This window comes from Micromonospora sp. NPDC005161, from assembly GCF_053599855.1.
Window position 1 is genome coordinate 196,487 of record NZ_JBSFYQ010000005.1, and the last position, 17,554, is coordinate 214,040.

Below are 17,554 nucleotides of genomic sequence, written 5' to 3' on the forward strand. Positions count from 1 at the left end.
ACAAGAAGCGTACGGCGACCGCCGGGGTGCCCGGGCGGCGAGGGGGACGGTTCCGGCAGATGGGAGATCAGTCCCAGTGTGCGCAGGTCAGGAAGCGGGCGAGGGGACGACGCCGGCCGGCGGGGCGCCGCCCGGTGTTTCCCCGGCGATGCACCAGTCACCGCCGTCGCGGGTGACGGTGAACACCAGCGGCCGGGTGGTCTTGCGCTTGCCGGCGGTGACCGACACCGAGACGCTGACCTCCTGGCCGCGCGGGCCGGACCGGACGTCGGTGATCGCCGCCGTGGGCACCTCGAAGTGGTCCGCGAAGTCGCCGTTGGGGCCGGTCGCGCCCAGGTCGAAGCCCTCGTGCAGCAGCGCGCAGAGCTGGCTTCGGCCGGCGGCCACGTCCTTGGCGGTCATCGCGTCGAGGTACGCCTGCACGCGCTCACGGGACCGGGTGGAGGCCTCCTCGGCGGGCGCCCGCTCGGGCTTGGCGGACGGCTCGTCGCCGCCGCCGGTGAGCCCACAGCCGACCAGGGCGACCGGCAGCAGCGCCAGCCCGGCGGCCGTAGCCGCCAGCCTGCGGTGGGTCGGGCGCATGACCACCTCCGTCGACGGGGACATCGAGACTGCCGAGCCGCGAGTCTGCCACATCGGGCCGGCCCCGCCCAACGCCGGCGGCCCGGCCGACGCTGGGCATCGACCGGGCCGGTGCGCCACGGGCGGGGAGGGACGGTGCGTGCCCCTCCCCGCCGTGTGGGTGGTGCGTCGGCCCTCGGCTCAGCCGAGACCGCCCTTGATGGCGCCGATGAGCTCGCCGTTTCCGGTGTCACCGGAGAGCTCCCAGAAGAACGCGCCACCGAGGCCCTGGTTCTTCGCGTACGTCATCTTGCCGTTGATGGTGGACGGGGTGTCGTAACTCCACCAGTTGCTGCCGCACTTGGCGTACGCCGTGCCGGCGACCGTGCTGGTGGCCGGGCAGGTGTTCTTGAGGACCTTGTAGTCCTCGATGCCCGCCTCGTAGGTGCCCGGCGCGGCGCCGGTGGCGCTGCCGCCCGGGGCGGCCTGGGTGACGCCGGTCCAGCCCCGGCCGTAGAAGCCGATGCCGAGCAGCAGCTTGTTGGCCGGGATGCCCTTGCTCTTGAGCTTCTGGATCGCCGCGTCGGAGTTGAAGCCCTGCTGCGGGATGCCGGTGTACGAGGTGAGCGGGGAGTGCGGGGCGGTCGGGCCCTGGGCGGCGAAGGCGCCGAAGTAGTCGTACGTCATCGGCATCAGCCAGTTGAGGTTGCCGATGGCGCCGGCGTAGTCGGTGGCGTCGATCTTGCCGCCGTTGCTGCCGTCCGCGGTGATCGCGGCGGTGACCAGGGCGTTGGAGCCGAACCTCGACCGCAGCGCGCTGATCACGTTCTTGAACGCGTTCGGGCCGCTGGTGTCACAGGTCAGACCACAGGCGTTGGGGTACTCCCAGTCGACGTCGATGCCGTCGAAGACGTCCGCCCAGCGCGGGTCCTCGACGAGGTTGTAGCAGCTCTCCGCGAAGGCGGCCGGGTTCTGCGCGGCCTGGGTGAAGCCGCCGGACCAGGTCCAGCCGCCGAAGGACCAGATCACCTTGAGGTGCGGGTTCATCTGCTTGAGCTTGCGCAGCTGGTTGAAGCTGCCGCGCAGCGGCTGGTCCCAGGTGTCGGCGACGCCGTCGACGCTGTCCGCCGCGGTGTACGCCTTCTCGTAGTCGGCGTAGCTGTCCCCGATGGCGCAGCGGCCGCCGGTGGTGTTGCCGAAGGCGTACAGGATGTGGGTCAGCTTCGCGGCCGAGCCGCTGGTCTGGATGTTCTTGACGTGGTAGTTGCGCCCGTAGACGCCCCACTCGGCGAAGTAGCCGACGACCTTCTTGCCACCCGGGTTCGGCGGGGTGGTGGTCGGCGGCGGAGTGGTGGGCGGCGGGGTGGTGGGAGGGGTCGTGGTCGGCGGGGTGGTGGTCGGCGGGGTCGTGGTCGGCGGAGGGGTGCCACCGCCGCAGGCCGCGCCGTTGACGGTGCAGTTCAGTGGCGCCTTGTAGGCGCCGGTGCCGTTGTAGCCCCAGCTGAACGAGGCGCCCGGGGCGAGCGCACCGGCCCAGCTCTTCTTGACCGCGACGTAGTGGTTGCCGCTGCTGGTCACGTCGGCGTCCCAGGAGCTGCTGATGGTGGTGCCCGACGGCAGGTCGAACTCGATGCGCCAGGTGCTGACCGTGGCACTGGACCCGTTGGTGACGGTCACCTTCGTCTCGTGACCGGTCCCCCAGTCCTGTGCCTTGATGAACGTGGTGGTGACCGTGCCGGCGCCGAACGCGGTGGTCATCGGCACCGCCGCGACGGTCACGGCGACCACGGCACCGGCCCAGAGGGCCCGGCGGAGCGATCTTTTCATGAGGCGTCTCCCGAACTGTTAGGAAACTTTCCAAAAGAGATGGTGAGACGGTACTCACGGCGTCATCACTTCGTCAAGATGTACATGTTTCGATTTCTTCTGGTGCGTGGAGTGCGCCCGCTCCGCCCGTCACCGGAGCCCCGTCAGCCGGCGCGTAGCCTCGGGCCATGACCGTCTTCGACATCCCGATCGACGCCCTCACCGGCGGCCCCGCCGACCTCGCCCGCTACCGCGGCCGGGCGCTGTTGGTCGTCAACGTCGCCTCCCGCTGCGGCCTCACCCCGCAGTACGCCGGCCTCCAGACCCTCGCGGACTCCTACGCCGACCGCGGCCTGGTGGTGCTCGGCGTGCCCTGCAACCAGTTCGCCGGGCAGGAGCCGGGCAGCGCCGCCGAGATCAGCGACTTCTGCCAGGTCAACTACGGGGTCACCTTCCCCTTGACCGAGAAGGTCGACGTCAACGGCCCCGACCGGCACCCGCTCTACGCGGCGCTGGTGGACACCCCGGACGCCGACGGGCACACCGGGGACGTCCGGTGGAACTTCGAGAAGTTCCTGGTGGCCCCGGACGGCACGGTCGCCGCCCGATTCGCCCCCACGGTGGAGCCCGGCGCAGACGAACTGCGCGCCGCCATCGAGAAGGCGCTACCCGCCACGGCCTGACCCGGCCGGCATCACGGCGCGACGAACCGCCACTGCGCCGCGTCGGACAGCGGGCGGTAGCCGAGGGTCTGGTAGATCCGGTTGCTGGTGGGGTTGGCCAGGTCGGTGTAGAGCGTGCACGCGGTGGCGCCGGCGTCCAGGGCGTACCGGGTGACGTCTGCGACGCAGCCGCTGGCGAAGCCGCGCCCCCGCCACTGTGGCGGCGTGTACACGCCGCTGACCCGGACCACGCCGGCGACCGGTCGGCTGAGCCAGGCCGTCGAAACCGGTGCGCCGGCTCGCTCCCAGAGCCAGAGCAGGTCGCCGTGCGGCAGCCGGGCATCGATCTGCCCGGCCGCGTCGACCGGCGGACCGGCGGGCGTCGTCTCCGCGGCGTACGCGGCGGCCCAGGCGATCAGCAGGTCCCGGTCCGCGACGGTGGCCGGGCGGACGCGTCCGGCCACCCCCACCGGCGGCCGGACCGCGTCCAGTCGGAAGATCCGCTGCGCGGTGCCGGGTACGGCCACCCTGCCGGCACGTTCGGCGTACCGTGCCGCGAACTCGGCCACGGCCGGAACGGGGCCGTGCACCTCGACCAGCGGCGGCACCGCCCGCACGAAGTGCTCGGCGAGCGCCCACACGGCCGCCGGCGACATGGCGCCCAGCAGCGGCCCGCGCGGCGGCGTGTGCACCGCCGCACCCACCGTCGTGCCGCCTTCGACCACCCGGACGAACCGCTCGCCCCCGGAGAGTGGCACGTCACCGGAGAGCCGGTCCGCGACGAGCGTCAGCAGTACGTTGTGCAGGACGGGCTCGCGACGCAACCAGGCGTCGGCTTCGGCGGCGAAGGTCGCGAGATCCTCGGTCAGACACTGCACGGACGGCATTCTGCGCACCCGTGGGCGCCTCGACAAGTGGAATAACCCACCACTGCGGTCGGGAATGTGTCGCGGGTGGACGGAGTTGGGAACCAACATGACAACTGTGGGACTCATCGGCAGCGGCAACATCGGCGGCACCGTCGCCCGACTTGCGGTGGCCGCCGGCTACGACGTGGTGCTGAGCAACTCGCGGGGGCCGGAGACGCTCACCGACCTGGCCGACGAGCTGGGCGAGCACGCCAGCGCCGGCACGGCACAGGACGCGGCGCAGGTCGGCGACCTCGTGGTGGTCAGCGTTCCGCTCAAGGCCTACCGTGCGGTGCCGGTCGAGCCGCTGGCCGGCAAGGTCGTCATCGACACCAACAACTACTACACCCAGCGCGACGGCAACTTCCCGGAGCTGGACTCCGGCGAGGTCACCAGCAGCGAACTGCTCCAGCGGCACCTGCCGGACGCCCGGGTGGTCAAGGTCTTCAACAACATCTTCTTCAAGCACCTGGACTCGCTGGCCCGGCCGTCCGGCGCGGCCGACCGCAGCGCCCTCGCGATCGCCGGCGACGACGCCGCCGCGAAGGCCGAGGTGACGGCCTTCCTGGACCGCATCGGCTACGACGCGGTGGACGTCGGCCCGCTGGCCGAGGGATGGCGCTACCAGCCGGACACGCCGGCCTACGGCACGCTCTACTCCGCCGACCCGACCGACTGGGAGCACCCGAAGCAGGGCGACGCCGACACGCTGCGCACCGCGCTGGCCGCCGCGACCCGCTGAGCAACGCCGCCGCCCTCCCTGCGATCGCCTACCGGGTGGTCGTGCGGAGAGCGGCGGCGAGTTCCTCGTCGTAGCTGGCGATGGGCTGGCCGTCCGAGGCGTACGCGACGAGCCGACCCTGTGCCATGTTCGCCGACCGGAACGAGAACGTCCGCGTCCCCGGGTAGGCGGCGAGCAGGGGGATGGTCCGGGGCGCCCCGCCCGGGGCGGAGTAGTACTCCAATCGGGCCACCTGCCCGGAGACCACGCCGTTGACCCGCACCTTGGTCTTCTCCGCCCGGGTGCCGAAGGTGACCGGCGCGTCGGTGCCGTAGGCGGCGCACTCGACCGGGCCACGGCAGACGAAGAAGTATCGCGGGTTGACCACGTCGTCGAGGGTGTACGCCTTGAAGGTCGGGTCCGCTCCGGCGGGCAGCGGTTGCACGGCGAAGAACGCCACCGCCACCGTGGCCGTGATGCCCATCCGCCACCAGGCTCGCCCGACGGCCGGTCGCCGGCTCGTCCGGACGGCGGCGACCGCGACGCCACCGAAGCCGGCCAGGCACAGCAGGCACACCCCGACGGCCCGGGCGTTCTCGAACAGGAACTGCACGCCCGGCCGCATCGACACCGGACCGAGGACCGCACCCAACGAGACGACCATGGCGGCGAGCAGCGCCGCGCCGGCGGCCCGCTGGGTGACACCGGACGCGCCGATCAGCAGCATCGCGGCGAGCACCGGCCACACCTGATGATGGGTCCAGGAGACCGGGGACGCGGCCACGGTGGCGCAGCCGACGAGCACCGCGGCGTGCCCGGGGCGGCCCTGCGCGGTCAACTGCCGGGCACGCAGCAGCGCCGCCCCGCAGATGAGCGCCACCAGGCAGGCCCAGAGCAGGGGCAGCGCCGCCTCGTCGACCCCGACGCGCAACAGCATCCCGTGCACGGACTGGTTGCCCAGCGAGGCCAGGTTGCCGATCCGCGAGGTCTGCCGCACCGCTGCGGTCCAGTAGGTCCAGCTCTCGCTCGGCAGCACGATCGCGGCCAGCCCCGCGCAGGCCACGAACGTCGCCGCCGCGCGGCCGGCGTCGCGGTAGCGGCCGGTGGCGAGGAAGTAGACCACGAACAGCAGCGGGGTCAGCTTGATCGCCGCGGCCACCCCGACCAGCACGCCACGCACCCGGGGTGGAACCACGCCCATCCCGTCCAGCAGGGCCATCAGCACGATGAAGATGCTGACCTGCCCGAAGCGCAGGTTGCTCTGCACCGGCGCGGAGAGCATCAGCACGGTGGCCGCCACCGCCACGACGAGCGGGCGACGGGACCGTCGGGCGGTCAGCGCGACACCGACCGACCCGGCGATGGCGACGACCGCCGCGCACGTCGCCACCAACCAGGCCACCTGCAACACGCCCTCGCTGACGGCGGTGATCGGACCCAGCACGAGGGCGGCGAACGGCGGATAGGTGAACGGCCCCCCGTTCTCCGCCACGTACCCGTACAGCGGCCGCCCGGCCCGCAGGTCGGACAACGCTCCGTAGTAGATGTGCAGGTCGGAGAGGCGGTCCTCGCGTCGTGACACGAGCACACAGGACACCAGCGCGACGACGGCGAAAGCCGTCCACACCAGCGCCACCCGACGATCCCGCATCGACCGACAATAGGCGACCGCGACGGTGGGCGATGACCCGTCGACGACGATCATCGATACGTTTCCAAAAATCCTGCGACATGCCGCTGACAACTTGCGCCGTGGTCCCGTACACAGGACTCTGCTCCCTGGGTTGCCGCCCGCTCACCGACCGTGCTCTCGGAGGCGACATGCGCATGCTCCCTACCATCGGGCCCCGCCGGCTGCTGGCCGGCGCCGGCGCGCTCCTGCTCGGCACCGCCCTCGCCGCCGTCGGCGTCGCCACGCCGGCCAGCGCGGACACCGTCGGATACGTCCGGCTCGCCCATCTCTCCCCCGACACCCCGGCCGTGGACGTCTACCTGGCCGCCCCCGACGCCGCGAAGCCACGGGTCTTCCCCGGGGTGGGCTACGGCGTGGTCTCCGACTACCTGGAGCTGGCGCCCGGCCGGTACGCGGTGGCGATGCGCGAGGCCGGCGCCCCCGCCAGCGATCCCCCGGTCCTCACCACCGAGGTCGCGGTGACCAGTGGCGACGCGTACACGGTGGCCGGCGTCGGCCGGCACGCCGACCTGGGGTTGCGGGTGCTCAACGACGACCTGAGCGCGCCCACCCCGGGCCGCGCCAAGGTACGCGTCGTGCAGGCGTCGGTGCGGACCCCGGTGCTGGACGTGGCCGCCGCCGACGGCCCGATGATCGCCAACGGCGTGCAGTTCGCCACCACCACGGACTACCAGCAGGTGGAGCCGGGTAGCTGGCGGCTGCGGCTGACCGGGGCCGGCGGGCCGAGCACCGACACCGAGGTGCGGCTCACCGGCGGCGCCGTCTACTCGCTGCTCGTGCTCGACGCGAAGCAGGGCGGTCTCACCGCCGAGCTGCGCCGCGACGCCGAGGGCGGCACCGTGGTACCCGCCGGTGGGGTGGACACCGGCGCCGGCGGCATCGCCGGGACCGGGCGCGGCGGGTACCCCCTGGTGGCCGGCGGGTTGGCCGCGGCGGCCGTCGCGGTGAGCCTGCTGCTGTGGCGTCGGCGGCGCCGCACCACCTGGTGAACACCGGGCTCGGCCCCGCGATCCGACGGCACCGCGACCGTCGGGTGCCGCTGGCCGCGCTGGTCGCGGCCGGCGCGGCGGTCTGCCTGGTCGCCGGCACCGGGGTCGGTCTGGCCACCACCGGCCCGCCGCCGCCGGTGGCGAGCTGGCAGCCCGGCTGCACCGACGACTGCCCGTCCGCCGCCGCCACGCCCGCGCCGCAGGGTCCACCCACCCGGGTACGCGTACCGCGGATCGGCGTCGACTCCGCGCTGACCGTCCTGGGCCTCGACCGCGCCGGCACGCTGATCCCGCCGACCGACTTCGACACGGCCGGCTGGTACGGCGGCGGTCCGGCCCCCGGCGACACCGGGCCGGCTGTGCTGGCCGGGCACCTGGACTCGCGGCGCGGCCCGGCGGTCTTCGCCCGGCTCGGCGAGCTGCGTCCCGGCGATCGGGTGGAGGTGTGGCGCGGCAGGCAGCGCCTGTCGTTCCGGGTGACCGGGTCGCTGCGCACCCGTAAGGACCGGTTTCCCACCGCCGTGGTCTACGGTCCCACGCCCGGCCCGGAGCTGCGCCTGGTCACCTGCGGCGGCGACTTCGACCGGCGGCGCGGGCACTACCGGGACAACGTGGTGGTGTTCGCGGTGACCGACGCCGCCGACCCGGTCCTGCCGGACTCCGCCGCCGGCTGATCGACTCCGGTTCACGGATGTCGGGGCTTCCGGCTCACCGGGATGCCCCGGTTTCCGGGATGTCGAGTGGATCGTGCGGTGGTGGAAGCGCCGACGCGGCGTCAGACCGGGCGACGGCCGGCGAAGCCGCACTCGGCCCGGTGGTACCAGCGCACGTCGGAGTCCCCCTCCAGCCAACACCAGAGCACGGCGCGGCCAGCCCGCTCGCCGGGGAAGTCGAGCAGCACCGGCGCGATGCCCTTGACCTGGATGTCGTGCTGGTGCAGCTCGTCAACGACGCCGTGCAGCCGGGCCTCCAGCCCCTTCACCTCGGCCAGCCCGCCGAGCGCGCTGACGCCGTGGTCGGCCAGGTCGACGCGCAGCTCGGCCAGGTCGGCCCGGAGCCGGATCAACTCGTTGACGCGCGGCTGCAGGGTGGCCACCAGGTGCCGAGCCTGGGCGAGTGTGAACACCGCGCCAGTATGCGGCACACACCGGGCGGCCAGCCCCTGCGGCCTCAGTCGGCCTGGGCGGCCAGTTCGCGGGCGCGGTCCCGGGCCGCCTCCAGCGCGGCGAGCAGTGCCGCGCGCACGCCGTGCTTCTCCAGCTCACGGATGGCGGAAATGGTGGTGCCGGCCGGCGAGGTGACCGCCTCGCGCAGCTTGACCGGGTGCTCGCCGGAGTCGCGCAGCATCACGGCGGAGCCGATCGCGGTCTGCACGATCAGCTCATGCGCCACCTGCCGGGGCAGCCCGAGCAGGATCCCGGCATCGATCATGGCCTCGACCAGCAGGTAGAAGTAGGCCGGGCCGGAGCCGGAGAGCGCGGTGACCGCGTCCTGCTGCGACTCGGGCACCCGGATCGTCTGGCCGAGGGGCTTGAACATCTCCTCCGCCAGCGCCAGGTGCGCACCGGTGGCGTGCGCGCCCGCCGAGATCGCCGTCATCGCCTCGTCGACCAGGGCCGGGGTGTTGGTCATCACCCGGACCACCGGCGTGCCGTCGGGCAGCCGGCGGTTGAAGAAGCTGGTGGGCAGCCCGGCGCAGAGCGAGATGACCAGCTTGTCGGCGGGCACCTTGGCGCCGATCTCGTCCAGCAACGTGGCGGCGTCCTGCGGCTTGACCGAGACCGCGAGCACCGCCGCCTCGTCCACCGCCGTCAGGTTGTCGACCACCCGGACGCCGTAGCGCGCGGTCAACTCCTCGGCGCGGGCCGGACGGCGGGCGGTGGCCAGCAGCCGATCCACCGGCCATCCCGAGCGCAACAACCCGGAGAGCATCAGCTCCCCGATCTTCCCCGCGCCGATCACCGCGACGGTGTGCACCCCGGCGGACATCTCGGTCGTACCCCCTCGCGTCGGGTCGCGGCACGGCGGACCCGCAGGCCCGCCGCGCCGCCGACCGTCGATCAGCTGCCGAAGAAGACCTCGGCCTCGGCGTACCGCTCCAGCGGCACGGTCTTCAGCTCCCGGGTCGCCTCGGCGAGCGGCACCCGGACGATGTCGGTGCTCTGCATCGCGACCATCTTGCCCCAGTCGCCCTCGTGCACCGCGTCGATGGCCTGCAGGCCCAGGCGGGTGGCGAGCACCCGGTCGAAGGCGGTCGGGGTGCCGCCGCGCTGGATGTGGCCCAGCACCACGGTGCGGGCCTCCTTGCCGGTCTTGGCCTCCAACTGCTCGGCGAGCCACTGGCCGATGCCGCCGAGGCGGACGTGACCGAACGAATCCAGCTCCTGGTTGGCCAGCACCATCTGGCCGTCCAGCGGCTGGGCGCCCTCGGCGACCACGACGATCGGGGCGTACTGGTGCTGGAAGCGCTTCTCGACGTAACCGGCCACCTGGTCGACGTCGAACTGCCGCTCGGGCAGCAGGATGGCGTTGGCGCCACCGGCCAGGCCGGCGTGCAGGGCGATCCAGCCGGCGTGCCGGCCCATCACCTCGACGACCAGGGTGCGGTGGTGGCTCTCCGCGGTGGTGTGCAGCCGGTCGATGGCCTCCATCGCGATGTTGACCGCGGTGTCGAAGCCGAACGTGTAGTCGGTGGCGCCCAGGTCGTTGTCGATGGTCTTCGGCACGCCGACCACGTGCACACCCAGCTCGAAGAGCTTGGTGGCCACGCCGAGGGTGTCCTCGCCGCCGATCGCGATCAACGCGTCCACGCCCTGCGCGGCGAGATTGTCCTTGATCCGCTCGACGCCGTTCTCGATCTTGAACGGGTTGGTCCGGGACGAGCCGAGGATGGTGCCGCCGCGGGGCAGAATGCCGCGCACGTCGGCGATGTCCAGGGGCCGGGACAGGCCCTCCAGCGGGCCCTTCCAGCCGTCCCGGAAGCCCACGAACTCGTGACCGTAGGTGGCGACGCCCTTGCGGACCACCGCCCGGATGACCGCGTTGAGACCTGGGCAGTCGCCGCCGCCGGTGAGCACGCCGATACGCATGATCCGCTCATCCTCCTGGAGCATCAGGTAAAGCCCGATTAAGCCCCAGGATATGTGTCAGATCAGACCATCGGCGCCGTTGCCGGCCCGGGGCGGGCCGTCACTGCGCACTGTAGTCGGCCTGCCCGAACACCGACAGCGCGCCCCGGGGGCCGACCCGCCACCGGCCGGGCGGTCAGTAGGTCACCTCGTGGTTCTCGCCGGCCTCCGGCGGGCGGCCGGTCACCGCGGCCCTGGCGAAGCCGAGCAGGTTGACCATGGTGCTGCTGGGCGAGTCCCAGTACTCGGCGGAGCTGGCGTGCACCTTGATCAACGTGAGGCCGGGGGTGTCCAGCCCGTCCGGGAACCAGACCTTGAGCAGCGGGTTCCACAGCCGTTCGGCGCGGGCCCGATCGAACCCCTCGGTGGCGGTGCCGGAGACCGACACCCAGGCGTTGTGCCCCTGGTCGGAGAAGGCGACGTTGACCTCCGGGTTCACCCGGATCTGGCGGATCTTGGCCGAGTCGGCGTGGGCGAAGAACCACAGGTCGCCGTCGAACTCGGCCTCCTGGAGCCCCATCGGCCGGCTCACCTGCCGCCCGTCCAGGGCGATCGTGGTGAGCATGCAGATCCGCGCGGCCCGAACCAGCTCGGTGACCCGGGCACGGGCCTCGGCCGCGCTGGTCGGCTCGTTGCTCATGGCACTCTCCCTCGGCTCGACTCGTCGAACCGGTGCCCGGGACAGAACCGGTCAAACCTCCGGTGCCCACGACCGCCGCTCAGCGGGCCGTCATCGCCCGCCAGCGGGCCAGGTTGTGCCGGGCGTCGACCAGGGCGTCGTGCCGCGCCGCGTCCGCGTCCGGCAGGGTCGGCCGGCCCCGGTCGTCCCACAGCTGCCGCAGCTCCTTGGTGAACCGGGGGATCTCCCGGGGCAGCGCCGGCATCGCCCCCCAGAGCTGCGCGAGCACCACGTGGTCGTACGCCGCGTACCAGGCCCACAGCTCCAACTGCTCCCCCGGCCGGTCCCGGATGGGCTCCATGAGGAAGTCGTGCAGGTCGTCGCGGATGCGCTCGCGGGAACGCCAGGCCCGGTCGGCCGGCGAGGGCAGCTTGTCCAGCACGTTGCGGCGGACCCAGGGCACGGCACGGGAGTCGTCGAACTCGGTGGAGACCGCGTAGAACTCGCGGCCGTACTCGTCGACGACACCGATCGAGACGAGGTCGACGATCCGGCCGTCCTCGATGAACTCGCAGTCGTAGAAGTAGCGGTAGACCATTCCGGCCATCCTCGCCCACCGCCGGCCGGCGGTGGGCGGCGGGGCCCCGCGAACCGCGTGGCCCCGCCGGGCGGTGACCAGCGCCACCGGCCCGGATCGGCAGCTCGACAAGCGGTACGCCGCAGCTCGCGACGGTCACGGAAGTGCTTCGAGGGGTGTACAGCAAGCGACCGGACCGTCATGATCTGATGTGTATCGCTACCGGACGCCGAAGCGGTGTCAGTTCACCTTGTCGGGCCCAGCAGGTTCACCGGTGAGCGAGTTGTGGTCCTTGACCGGGGAGGGGTTGGGCCGTGGAGGTTCGCCTGCCGGAGCCGGGTGATGCGCTCACGGGTGTCGAGATGTTCGCCGGGTTGGAGCCCGAGGTACGGCAGCGTGTCATCGCCGCCGCCGTCCCGCGCACCTATCGCAAGGGTCAGCTGCTCTTCGTGGAGAACGACCCGGGCGAGTCGCTGATCGTGCTGCGCCGCGGCGCGGTGGCCGTCTTCCGCACCGCACCCACCGGCGAGCGGGCCGTGCTGTCGGTGATCCGTCCGCCGGACGTGCTCGGCGAGGTTTCCCTGCTCGATGCCTCCACCCGGTCCGCCTCCGCCGAGGCCATCGAGGACTGCGCGGCGCTCGCGCTCTCCCGGGGGGCGTTCATGGAGCTGGTGCACTCCAACCCGCGCATCCTGGACGCGGTGATGCGCTCGCTGGGTGGGCTGATCCGCCGGCTCACCGAGCAGAACGCCGACCACGTCTTCCTCGACCTGCCCGGCCGGGTGGCCAAGACGCTGGTCCGGCTCGCCGGCGAGAGTCAGGCCCCGATGATCACAATCGAGCTCAACCAGAGCCAACTGGCCGAGATGGCCGGCGGCTCCCGGCAGAGCGTCAACCAGGCGATCGGCTCGTTCGCCAGTCGGGGCTGGCTGCGTACCGAGGGGCGACGGATCGTGGTGACCGACGTCGCCGCGCTGCGCCGGCGCGCCGGCATGAACGACCGCTGACCCGCGGGCAGCGCACCGAAGCGGACACGACGCGGCCGGGTCACCCGTGGGCGACCCGGCCGCGTCGTCGCGTCACCGGCGCTGAGTCAGACCCCGGAGCTGCCCGGCCCGGCCCACTTGTCCGGGCCCTTGCCGTCACCGTCCGGGCCGTGGGACTGCTCGATGACGATGCCCTCGGCCTGGAGGGTGGCGAGCGTGGCGGCGTCGACGTCCACCGAGTCACCCGCGGAGTGGCTGACCCCGTTGCCGTCGGTCCAGTCGCTCTCCAGCTTGACGTACACCATTGACCTGTCCCCCTCTGGTCGCTGATCGACATGTGGCCGCCTGAATCTAGTCCGTGAAGCCGTGTGTGGACTGTCCACAAGCCAACAGGCCGGTACCCGACAGCGGCGTCGGCGGTGATACTTCCTCTGACGCGACGCCGTGGGGGGCGTCGGTTCGCGAGTGGAGGGTGTCATCGCCGCGCAGTGTGGGCGCTGTGGACGTACGGCCGCCGACGGGGACCGCTTCTGCGGTGGCTGCGGCGCCGAGCTGGGTGCGGTCTGCCCGCACTGCCTGCGTCCGCTCGCCTCGGACGTCGCGTTCTGCACCTCGTGCGGGTCGCCCCGGCCGGGCGCGGACCGGCCGGGCACGGTCACCCCGCAGGAGGACCGCCGTCGGGTGAGCGTGCTCTTCGTCGACCTGATCGACTTCACCCCGTACGTGGAGCGGGCCGACCCGGAGCAGGTCCGCGGGATGCAGACGGGCTTCTTCTCGGCAGCCCGACGGGTGGTGGGCCAGTACGGCGGCGTGGTGGAGAAGTACATCGGTGACGCAGTGATGGCGCTGTTCGGCGCCCCGATCGCCACCGAGACCGACGCGTTGCGTTGCGTACGGGCCGGGCTGGAGCTGCAACGGGTGCTCACCCGGTTCGCACCCACCGGCAGCACCGAGCTGCGGTTCCGGGTCGGTGTGGCCACCGGTGAGGCGCTTGTCGACGTGGCCGCCGCCCGCGACGGCGGGCAGGCGATCGTGGCTGGCGACGTGGTGAACACCGCCTCCCGGATGCAGTCGGTCGCGCCGCCGGGCGGGGTGCTGGTCTGCGGCACCACACACGCGCTGACCAAGGACGCGATCCGCTACGAGGAGCAGCCCCCGGTCACCCTGCGCGGCCGGTCGTCGCCGACCGAGGTGTGGCTCGCGCTGTCGCCGCTGCGCCGCCAGCCCACCGACCGGGAGCCGGACACCACGCCGCTGGTCGACCGGGAACACGAGCTGGGCATGCTGGTCAACGCGCTGCACCGGTCGCTGCGTGACCGCCTGCCGCAGGTGGTGACGATCTTCGGCCGGGCCGGCATCGGCAAGAGCCGGCTGCTGCGGGAGCTGTACCGGCACACGGGTCGGCTGGTGGACGAGCCGCTGACCTGGCGCACCGGGCGCTGCCCGCCGTTCGGGGAGAACGTCACGTTCGCCGCGCTCGCCGACATCGTCAAGTCCGAGGCGGGCATCCTGGACACCGACCCGGCCGGCAGCGCGGCGCAGCGGTTGGCCGCCGCGGTCGGCGAGCTGATCGGCCCGGGCGAACGTGATCGGGTGGTGGACGCGCTGCGCCCGCTGGTCGGGTTGCCCGGCACGCCGCTGCCGGCCGAGGAGGCGGAGTCCGCGTGGCGGCGTTTCCTGCTGGCGCTGGCCGCCCGCCGTCCCACCGTGCTGGTCTTCGAGGACCTGCACTGGGCCGACGACGCGATGCTGCGCTTCGTGGAGCTGCTCGGCGCGGCGGCCCGTGAGGTGCCGCTGCTGCTGCTCTGCACCGCCCGCCCGGAGCTGGTCGACCGGGACCCGAGCTGGGCCGGCACCATCACCGGCTCGGTGACGATCACCCTGCCGCCGCTGCGCGACACCGGGATCGCCGCGCTGTACGCGCACCTGTTCGGCCAGGCGGCGTTCTCCGCCGACATGCTGAGCCCGCTGATCGAGGTGGCCGGCGGCAACCCGCTCTACGCCCACGAGTACGTCCGGATGCTGATCGAGCAGGGCGCGTTGCGCCAGTCCGGGCGGGGCTGGTCGCTGGACAAGCAGCTCGAGCTGACCATGCCGGAGAGCGTGCACGCGGTGATCGCCAACCGGGTGGACCTGCTGGACGCCAAGGACCGCGCGGTGCTGCTGGCCGCCTCGGTGGTCGGGGTGCAGTTCTGGCCCGGCGCGGTGGCCGCCGCGCTGGGACAGCAGGTCGAGTCGGTCGAGCGTTCGCTGCGGCGGCTGGAGCAGCGCGACTTCGTGCACGAGCAGGCGGCGTCGACGATGGCCGGGCAGGCGGAGTTCCGGTTCCGGCACGTCCTGGTGCGCGACGTCTGCTACCAGCGGCTGCCCCGCACCGAACGGGTGGCCCGGCACGAGCGGGCCGCGGACTGGCTCGACGCGCTGTCCCACAGCCGCGACACGGATCTGGCCGAGGTGCTCGCCCACCACCGCTGGGCGGCCCACGAGATCGCCCGTTCGCTCGGCATGGAGGTCCGGCGGTACGCCGGGCCGGCGCGGCAGGCGCTGCACCGCGCGGCCCGCCGGGCGTACGCGCTGCACGGGTTGGACGCGGCGGCCAGCCACGCGGGCCGGGCGCTCGGCCTGGCCGACGACAGCGACCCGGTGGGCCGGCTCCAGCTGGAGCTGCTGAGCACCGAGATCTCGTTCTACCGGGACGGCAACGCGTTCCTCTCCGGCGGTGGGCCGGATCAGGTGCACACCCTCGCCGACCGGCTGCTGGCCCACGGCGACGACGCCTGCTCGGCCCGGGCGTGGACCCTGCTCGGTCAGGCCGCCTGGCTGCGCGCCGACCGCGGCGACGCGCTGGCCTGCCTGGACCGCGCGGTGCAGCTGTTCGAGCCGCTGCCGGACACTGCCCAGAAGGCGGACGCGTACGCCGAGCTGGGTCGGTTGCACATGCTCAACTACGAGCGGGATCCGGCGGTGGCGGCGGCGGACACCGCCGCGGAGATCGCCGAGCGGCTGGGCCTGACCGAGACCCGCACCAACGCCCGGATCACCGCGGCCACCGCCCGCTACCAGTCCGGCGACCGGGTCGGCCTGGACGAGCTGCACGCGATCGTCGAGTTCAGCCGGGCCGGTCAGCTGCTCGCGCTGCCCCGGGCCACCCAGAACCTCGCGTGGGCGATCCGGGAGGAGGGCGACTGGCTGCGTTCCAACGCCCTGCTCTCGGCGGCGCCGGCCCGCACCGCCAGCGGCCAGACGTTGACCACCGGCTACTCGGCGGAGGCGATGCGCGCCTGGTTCGACGGCGACTTCGGCCGGCTGCTCACCGCGGCGGAGGCGTTCGTCGACACCCCGACCGGCAGTTGGGACATGCAGGTGCGAGGGCTGCGCTGCTGCCTGCTGGTGCTGCGCGACGACGAGGACCCGGACGACGTGGCCGACGCGTTGGACACCGCGCGGCGCAGCGGGTTCCACCGGCTGCACTGGACGATGCTGAGCATGGCCGCGCTGTGCCGGGCGCTGCAGGGCCGCGACGCCGAGGCGGCGGCGTTGATCGACGAGCTGGGCGGGTCCTGGTCGGCGGTGCCGGCGCTGGCCAGCGGGGAGTGGATCGCCGCCGCCGCGTACGCCGCCGCACTGGCCGGCCGGGACGCCGCGGTGCGGGTCCGGGCGATGCTGGACCGGGTCGGCCACCGGACGCCCTGGTCGGAGGCGGCGTTGCGGACCGTGACGGCGGCCCTGGCCGCGGCCGACGGCGACCACCGGCGCTCGGCCGAGCTGCACCTGGCCGCCGCCGAGACCTACGGCCGGATTCCGGACGTCAGCGACCGGCTGCTGGCGCTGGCGCTCGCGGCGGCGGAGCTGACCCGCGCCGGTGACCCGGCGGCCGCCCGGGTGCCGCGCGCCGAGGTACGCACCTTCGCGTTGCGCAACGACGCCCCCGGGCTGCTCGCGCTGGCCGGCCGCCCGGTCGCCCCGGCGGGGCCGGCGGTCGCCTGCTGAGCGGGGTTCAGACGGCGATCGGGGTGGGGACGGGTTGGGGTTCCTTGAGCTTCTGCGCGTAGATGTCGACGTACTCGCGACCGGAGAGCTCCATCAACTCGTACATGATCTCGTCGGTGACCGCGCGCTCCACGAACCGGTCACCGGCCAGCCCGGCGTAGCGGGAGAAGTCCAGCGGGGCACCGAAGCGGATCTTCACCCGGGCGATCTTGGGGATGAGCTTGCCCGGGGGTTGGATCTCGTCGGCGTTGAGCATCACCACCGGCACCACCGACGCCCCGCTTTCCAGCGCGAGTCGAGCCACCCCGGTCTTGCCCCGGTAGAGCCGCCCGTCCGGGGAGCGGGTCCCCTCCGGGTAGATGCCGGCCACTCCCCCGGCACGCAGCACCTGCAACTGGGTGTCCAGCGCGGCGCGGGCCGCCCGGCCACCGGAGCGATCGACCGGGATGGTGCCGGTGCCGACGAAGAACATCCTGGTCAGCCAGCCCTTGATCCCCTTGCCGGTGAAGTACTCGGCCTTGGCCACGAACGTGACCTTTCGCGAGGTGATCAGCGGTGTGAAGATCGAGTCGGAGAAGGAGAGGTGATTGCTGGCCAGGATCACCGGGCCGGTCGCCGGCACGTTGTGCAGGCCCTCCACCTGCGGGCGGAAGATCAGCTTGAGCAGCGGACCGAGGATGACGTACTTCAACAGCCAGTACAGCACCGGCGTCCTTCCCGTGGCGTGGTCAGGACGGCGCCCGCGCACCCGGGCAGCGCTCGGCCGGGCGGTGCCGCCGTCGTCGTCGAGCCTACGAAGCGCGGGCCGCCCACCACAACGGACGCCTGGGCGGCTTCCGGTCGCGCCGGGCTAAAGATCGACTGACCTCGGGTCGACCCGTCCCCTGCCGCGCCCCTCGCAAGAACCGACAAAG

The 17,554-nt window shown here is 72.9% G+C and carries 17 protein-coding genes; 6 read left to right on the forward strand and 11 right to left on the reverse strand.

Annotated features, from left to right (window positions below):
- Positions 1-87: 87 nt before the first annotated feature.
- Together ACWD5O_RS07530 and ACWD5O_RS07535 are read right to left on the reverse strand one after the other, a co-directional pair.
- Positions 88-582: a nuclear transport factor 2 family protein gene (locus tag ACWD5O_RS07530; protein WP_450084855.1), complete on the reverse strand. Its 495-nt coding sequence runs from the start codon at positions 580-582 to the stop codon at positions 88-90.
- Between the two features lie 180 nt (positions 583-762).
- Positions 763-2,388 carry a glycosyl hydrolase family 18 protein gene (locus ACWD5O_RS07535; protein ID WP_450084856.1) on the reverse strand — a complete coding sequence of 542 codons (1,626 nt, stop codon included), beginning with the start codon at positions 2,386-2,388 and terminating at the stop codon, positions 763-765.
- A gap of 167 nt (positions 2,389-2,555) precedes the next feature.
- Between ACWD5O_RS07535 and ACWD5O_RS07540 the strand changes: the two genes are divergently transcribed.
- Entirely contained in the window at positions 2,556-3,050 is a 495-nt protein-coding gene (locus tag ACWD5O_RS07540) for a glutathione peroxidase (RefSeq protein WP_450084857.1), read from the forward strand.
- An 11-nt stretch (positions 3,051-3,061) separates the two neighbouring features.
- On the opposite strand, the gene ACWD5O_RS07545 is transcribed toward ACWD5O_RS07540, so the two are convergent.
- Complete coding sequence (locus ACWD5O_RS07545) at positions 3,062-3,907, reverse strand: GNAT family N-acetyltransferase (RefSeq protein WP_450084858.1); 846 nt, start codon at positions 3,905-3,907, stop codon at positions 3,062-3,064.
- Positions 3,908-4,004: 97 nt separating this feature from the next.
- Here ACWD5O_RS07545 and ACWD5O_RS07550 point away from each other — a divergent pair, with 97 nt between their 5' ends.
- The gene (locus ACWD5O_RS07550; protein WP_450084859.1) at positions 4,005-4,679 is read left to right on the forward strand and encodes an NADPH-dependent F420 reductase; all 675 of its coding nucleotides are present in this window, start codon (positions 4,005-4,007) and stop codon (positions 4,677-4,679) included.
- Positions 4,680-4,707: 28 nt separating this feature from the next.
- Here ACWD5O_RS07550 and ACWD5O_RS07555 read toward each other — a convergent pair whose 3' ends face one another.
- Entirely contained in the window at positions 4,708-6,309 is a 1,602-nt protein-coding gene (locus ACWD5O_RS07555; protein WP_450084860.1) for a glycosyltransferase 87 family protein, read from the reverse strand.
- A 170-nt stretch (positions 6,310-6,479) separates the two neighbouring features.
- Here ACWD5O_RS07555 and ACWD5O_RS07560 point away from each other — a divergent pair, with 170 nt between their 5' ends.
- A complete protein-coding gene (locus ACWD5O_RS07560) occupies positions 6,480-7,340 on the forward strand; it encodes a DUF4397 domain-containing protein (RefSeq protein ID WP_450084861.1) in 861 nt (286 codons plus the stop codon).
- Positions 7,310-8,014, forward strand: coding sequence for a class F sortase (locus ACWD5O_RS07565; protein WP_450084862.1), 705 nt, complete (start codon positions 7,310-7,312; stop codon positions 8,012-8,014). Before ACWD5O_RS07560 ends, ACWD5O_RS07565 begins: the two co-directional genes overlap by 31 nt.
- 101 nt (positions 8,015-8,115) lie before the next feature.
- Here the strand turns inward: ACWD5O_RS07565 and ACWD5O_RS07570 are convergent, their stop codons facing one another.
- The 5 genes from ACWD5O_RS07570 to ACWD5O_RS07590 all read right to left on the reverse strand — a co-directional run bounded on the left by ACWD5O_RS07570 (position 8,116) and on the right by ACWD5O_RS07590 (position 11,685).
- Positions 8,116-8,466 carry a DUF2203 domain-containing protein gene (locus ACWD5O_RS07570; protein WP_354965042.1) on the reverse strand — a complete coding sequence of 117 codons (351 nt, stop codon included), beginning with the start codon at positions 8,464-8,466 and terminating at the stop codon, positions 8,116-8,118.
- A 44-nt stretch (positions 8,467-8,510) separates the two neighbouring features.
- The gene (proC, locus tag ACWD5O_RS07575; RefSeq protein ID WP_450084863.1) at positions 8,511-9,329 is read right to left on the reverse strand and encodes a pyrroline-5-carboxylate reductase; all 819 of its coding nucleotides are present in this window, start codon (positions 9,327-9,329) and stop codon (positions 8,511-8,513) included.
- Between the two features lie 71 nt (positions 9,330-9,400).
- Positions 9,401-10,429, reverse strand: a complete 1,029-nt coding sequence (locus ACWD5O_RS07580) for a 6-phosphofructokinase (protein ID WP_354965126.1) — start codon at positions 10,427-10,429, stop codon at positions 9,401-9,403.
- Between the two features lie 175 nt (positions 10,430-10,604).
- On the reverse strand, positions 10,605-11,108 hold the full coding sequence (locus ACWD5O_RS07585; RefSeq protein ID WP_450084864.1) for a pyridoxamine 5'-phosphate oxidase family protein: 504 nt from the start codon (positions 11,106-11,108) through the stop codon (positions 10,605-10,607).
- Between the two features lie 79 nt (positions 11,109-11,187).
- The gene (locus tag ACWD5O_RS07590; protein WP_450084894.1) at positions 11,188-11,685 is read right to left on the reverse strand and encodes a polyadenylate-specific 3'-exoribonuclease AS; all 498 of its coding nucleotides are present in this window, start codon (positions 11,683-11,685) and stop codon (positions 11,188-11,190) included.
- 293 nt (positions 11,686-11,978) lie between these two features.
- On the opposite strand from ACWD5O_RS07590, the gene ACWD5O_RS07595 reads away from it, so the two are divergent.
- Positions 11,979-12,671, forward strand: coding sequence for a Crp/Fnr family transcriptional regulator (locus ACWD5O_RS07595; protein WP_030337710.1), 693 nt, complete (start codon positions 11,979-11,981; stop codon positions 12,669-12,671).
- Positions 12,672-12,757: 86 nt separating this feature from the next.
- Here ACWD5O_RS07595 and ACWD5O_RS07600 read toward each other — a convergent pair whose 3' ends face one another.
- On the reverse strand, positions 12,758-12,955 hold the full coding sequence (locus ACWD5O_RS07600) for a hypothetical protein (protein WP_354965045.1): 198 nt from the start codon (positions 12,953-12,955) through the stop codon (positions 12,758-12,760).
- Positions 12,956-13,115: 160 nt separating this feature from the next.
- Between ACWD5O_RS07600 and ACWD5O_RS07605 the strand changes: the two genes are divergently transcribed.
- A complete protein-coding gene (locus tag ACWD5O_RS07605; protein WP_354965046.1) occupies positions 13,116-16,640 on the forward strand; it encodes an ATP-binding protein in 3,525 nt (1,174 codons plus the stop codon).
- A gap of 7 nt (positions 16,641-16,647) precedes the next feature.
- On the opposite strand, the gene ACWD5O_RS07610 is transcribed toward ACWD5O_RS07605, so the two are convergent.
- Entirely contained in the window at positions 16,648-17,346 is a 699-nt protein-coding gene (locus ACWD5O_RS07610; protein WP_354965047.1) for a lysophospholipid acyltransferase family protein, read from the reverse strand.
- Positions 17,347-17,554: the final 208 nt, after the last annotated feature.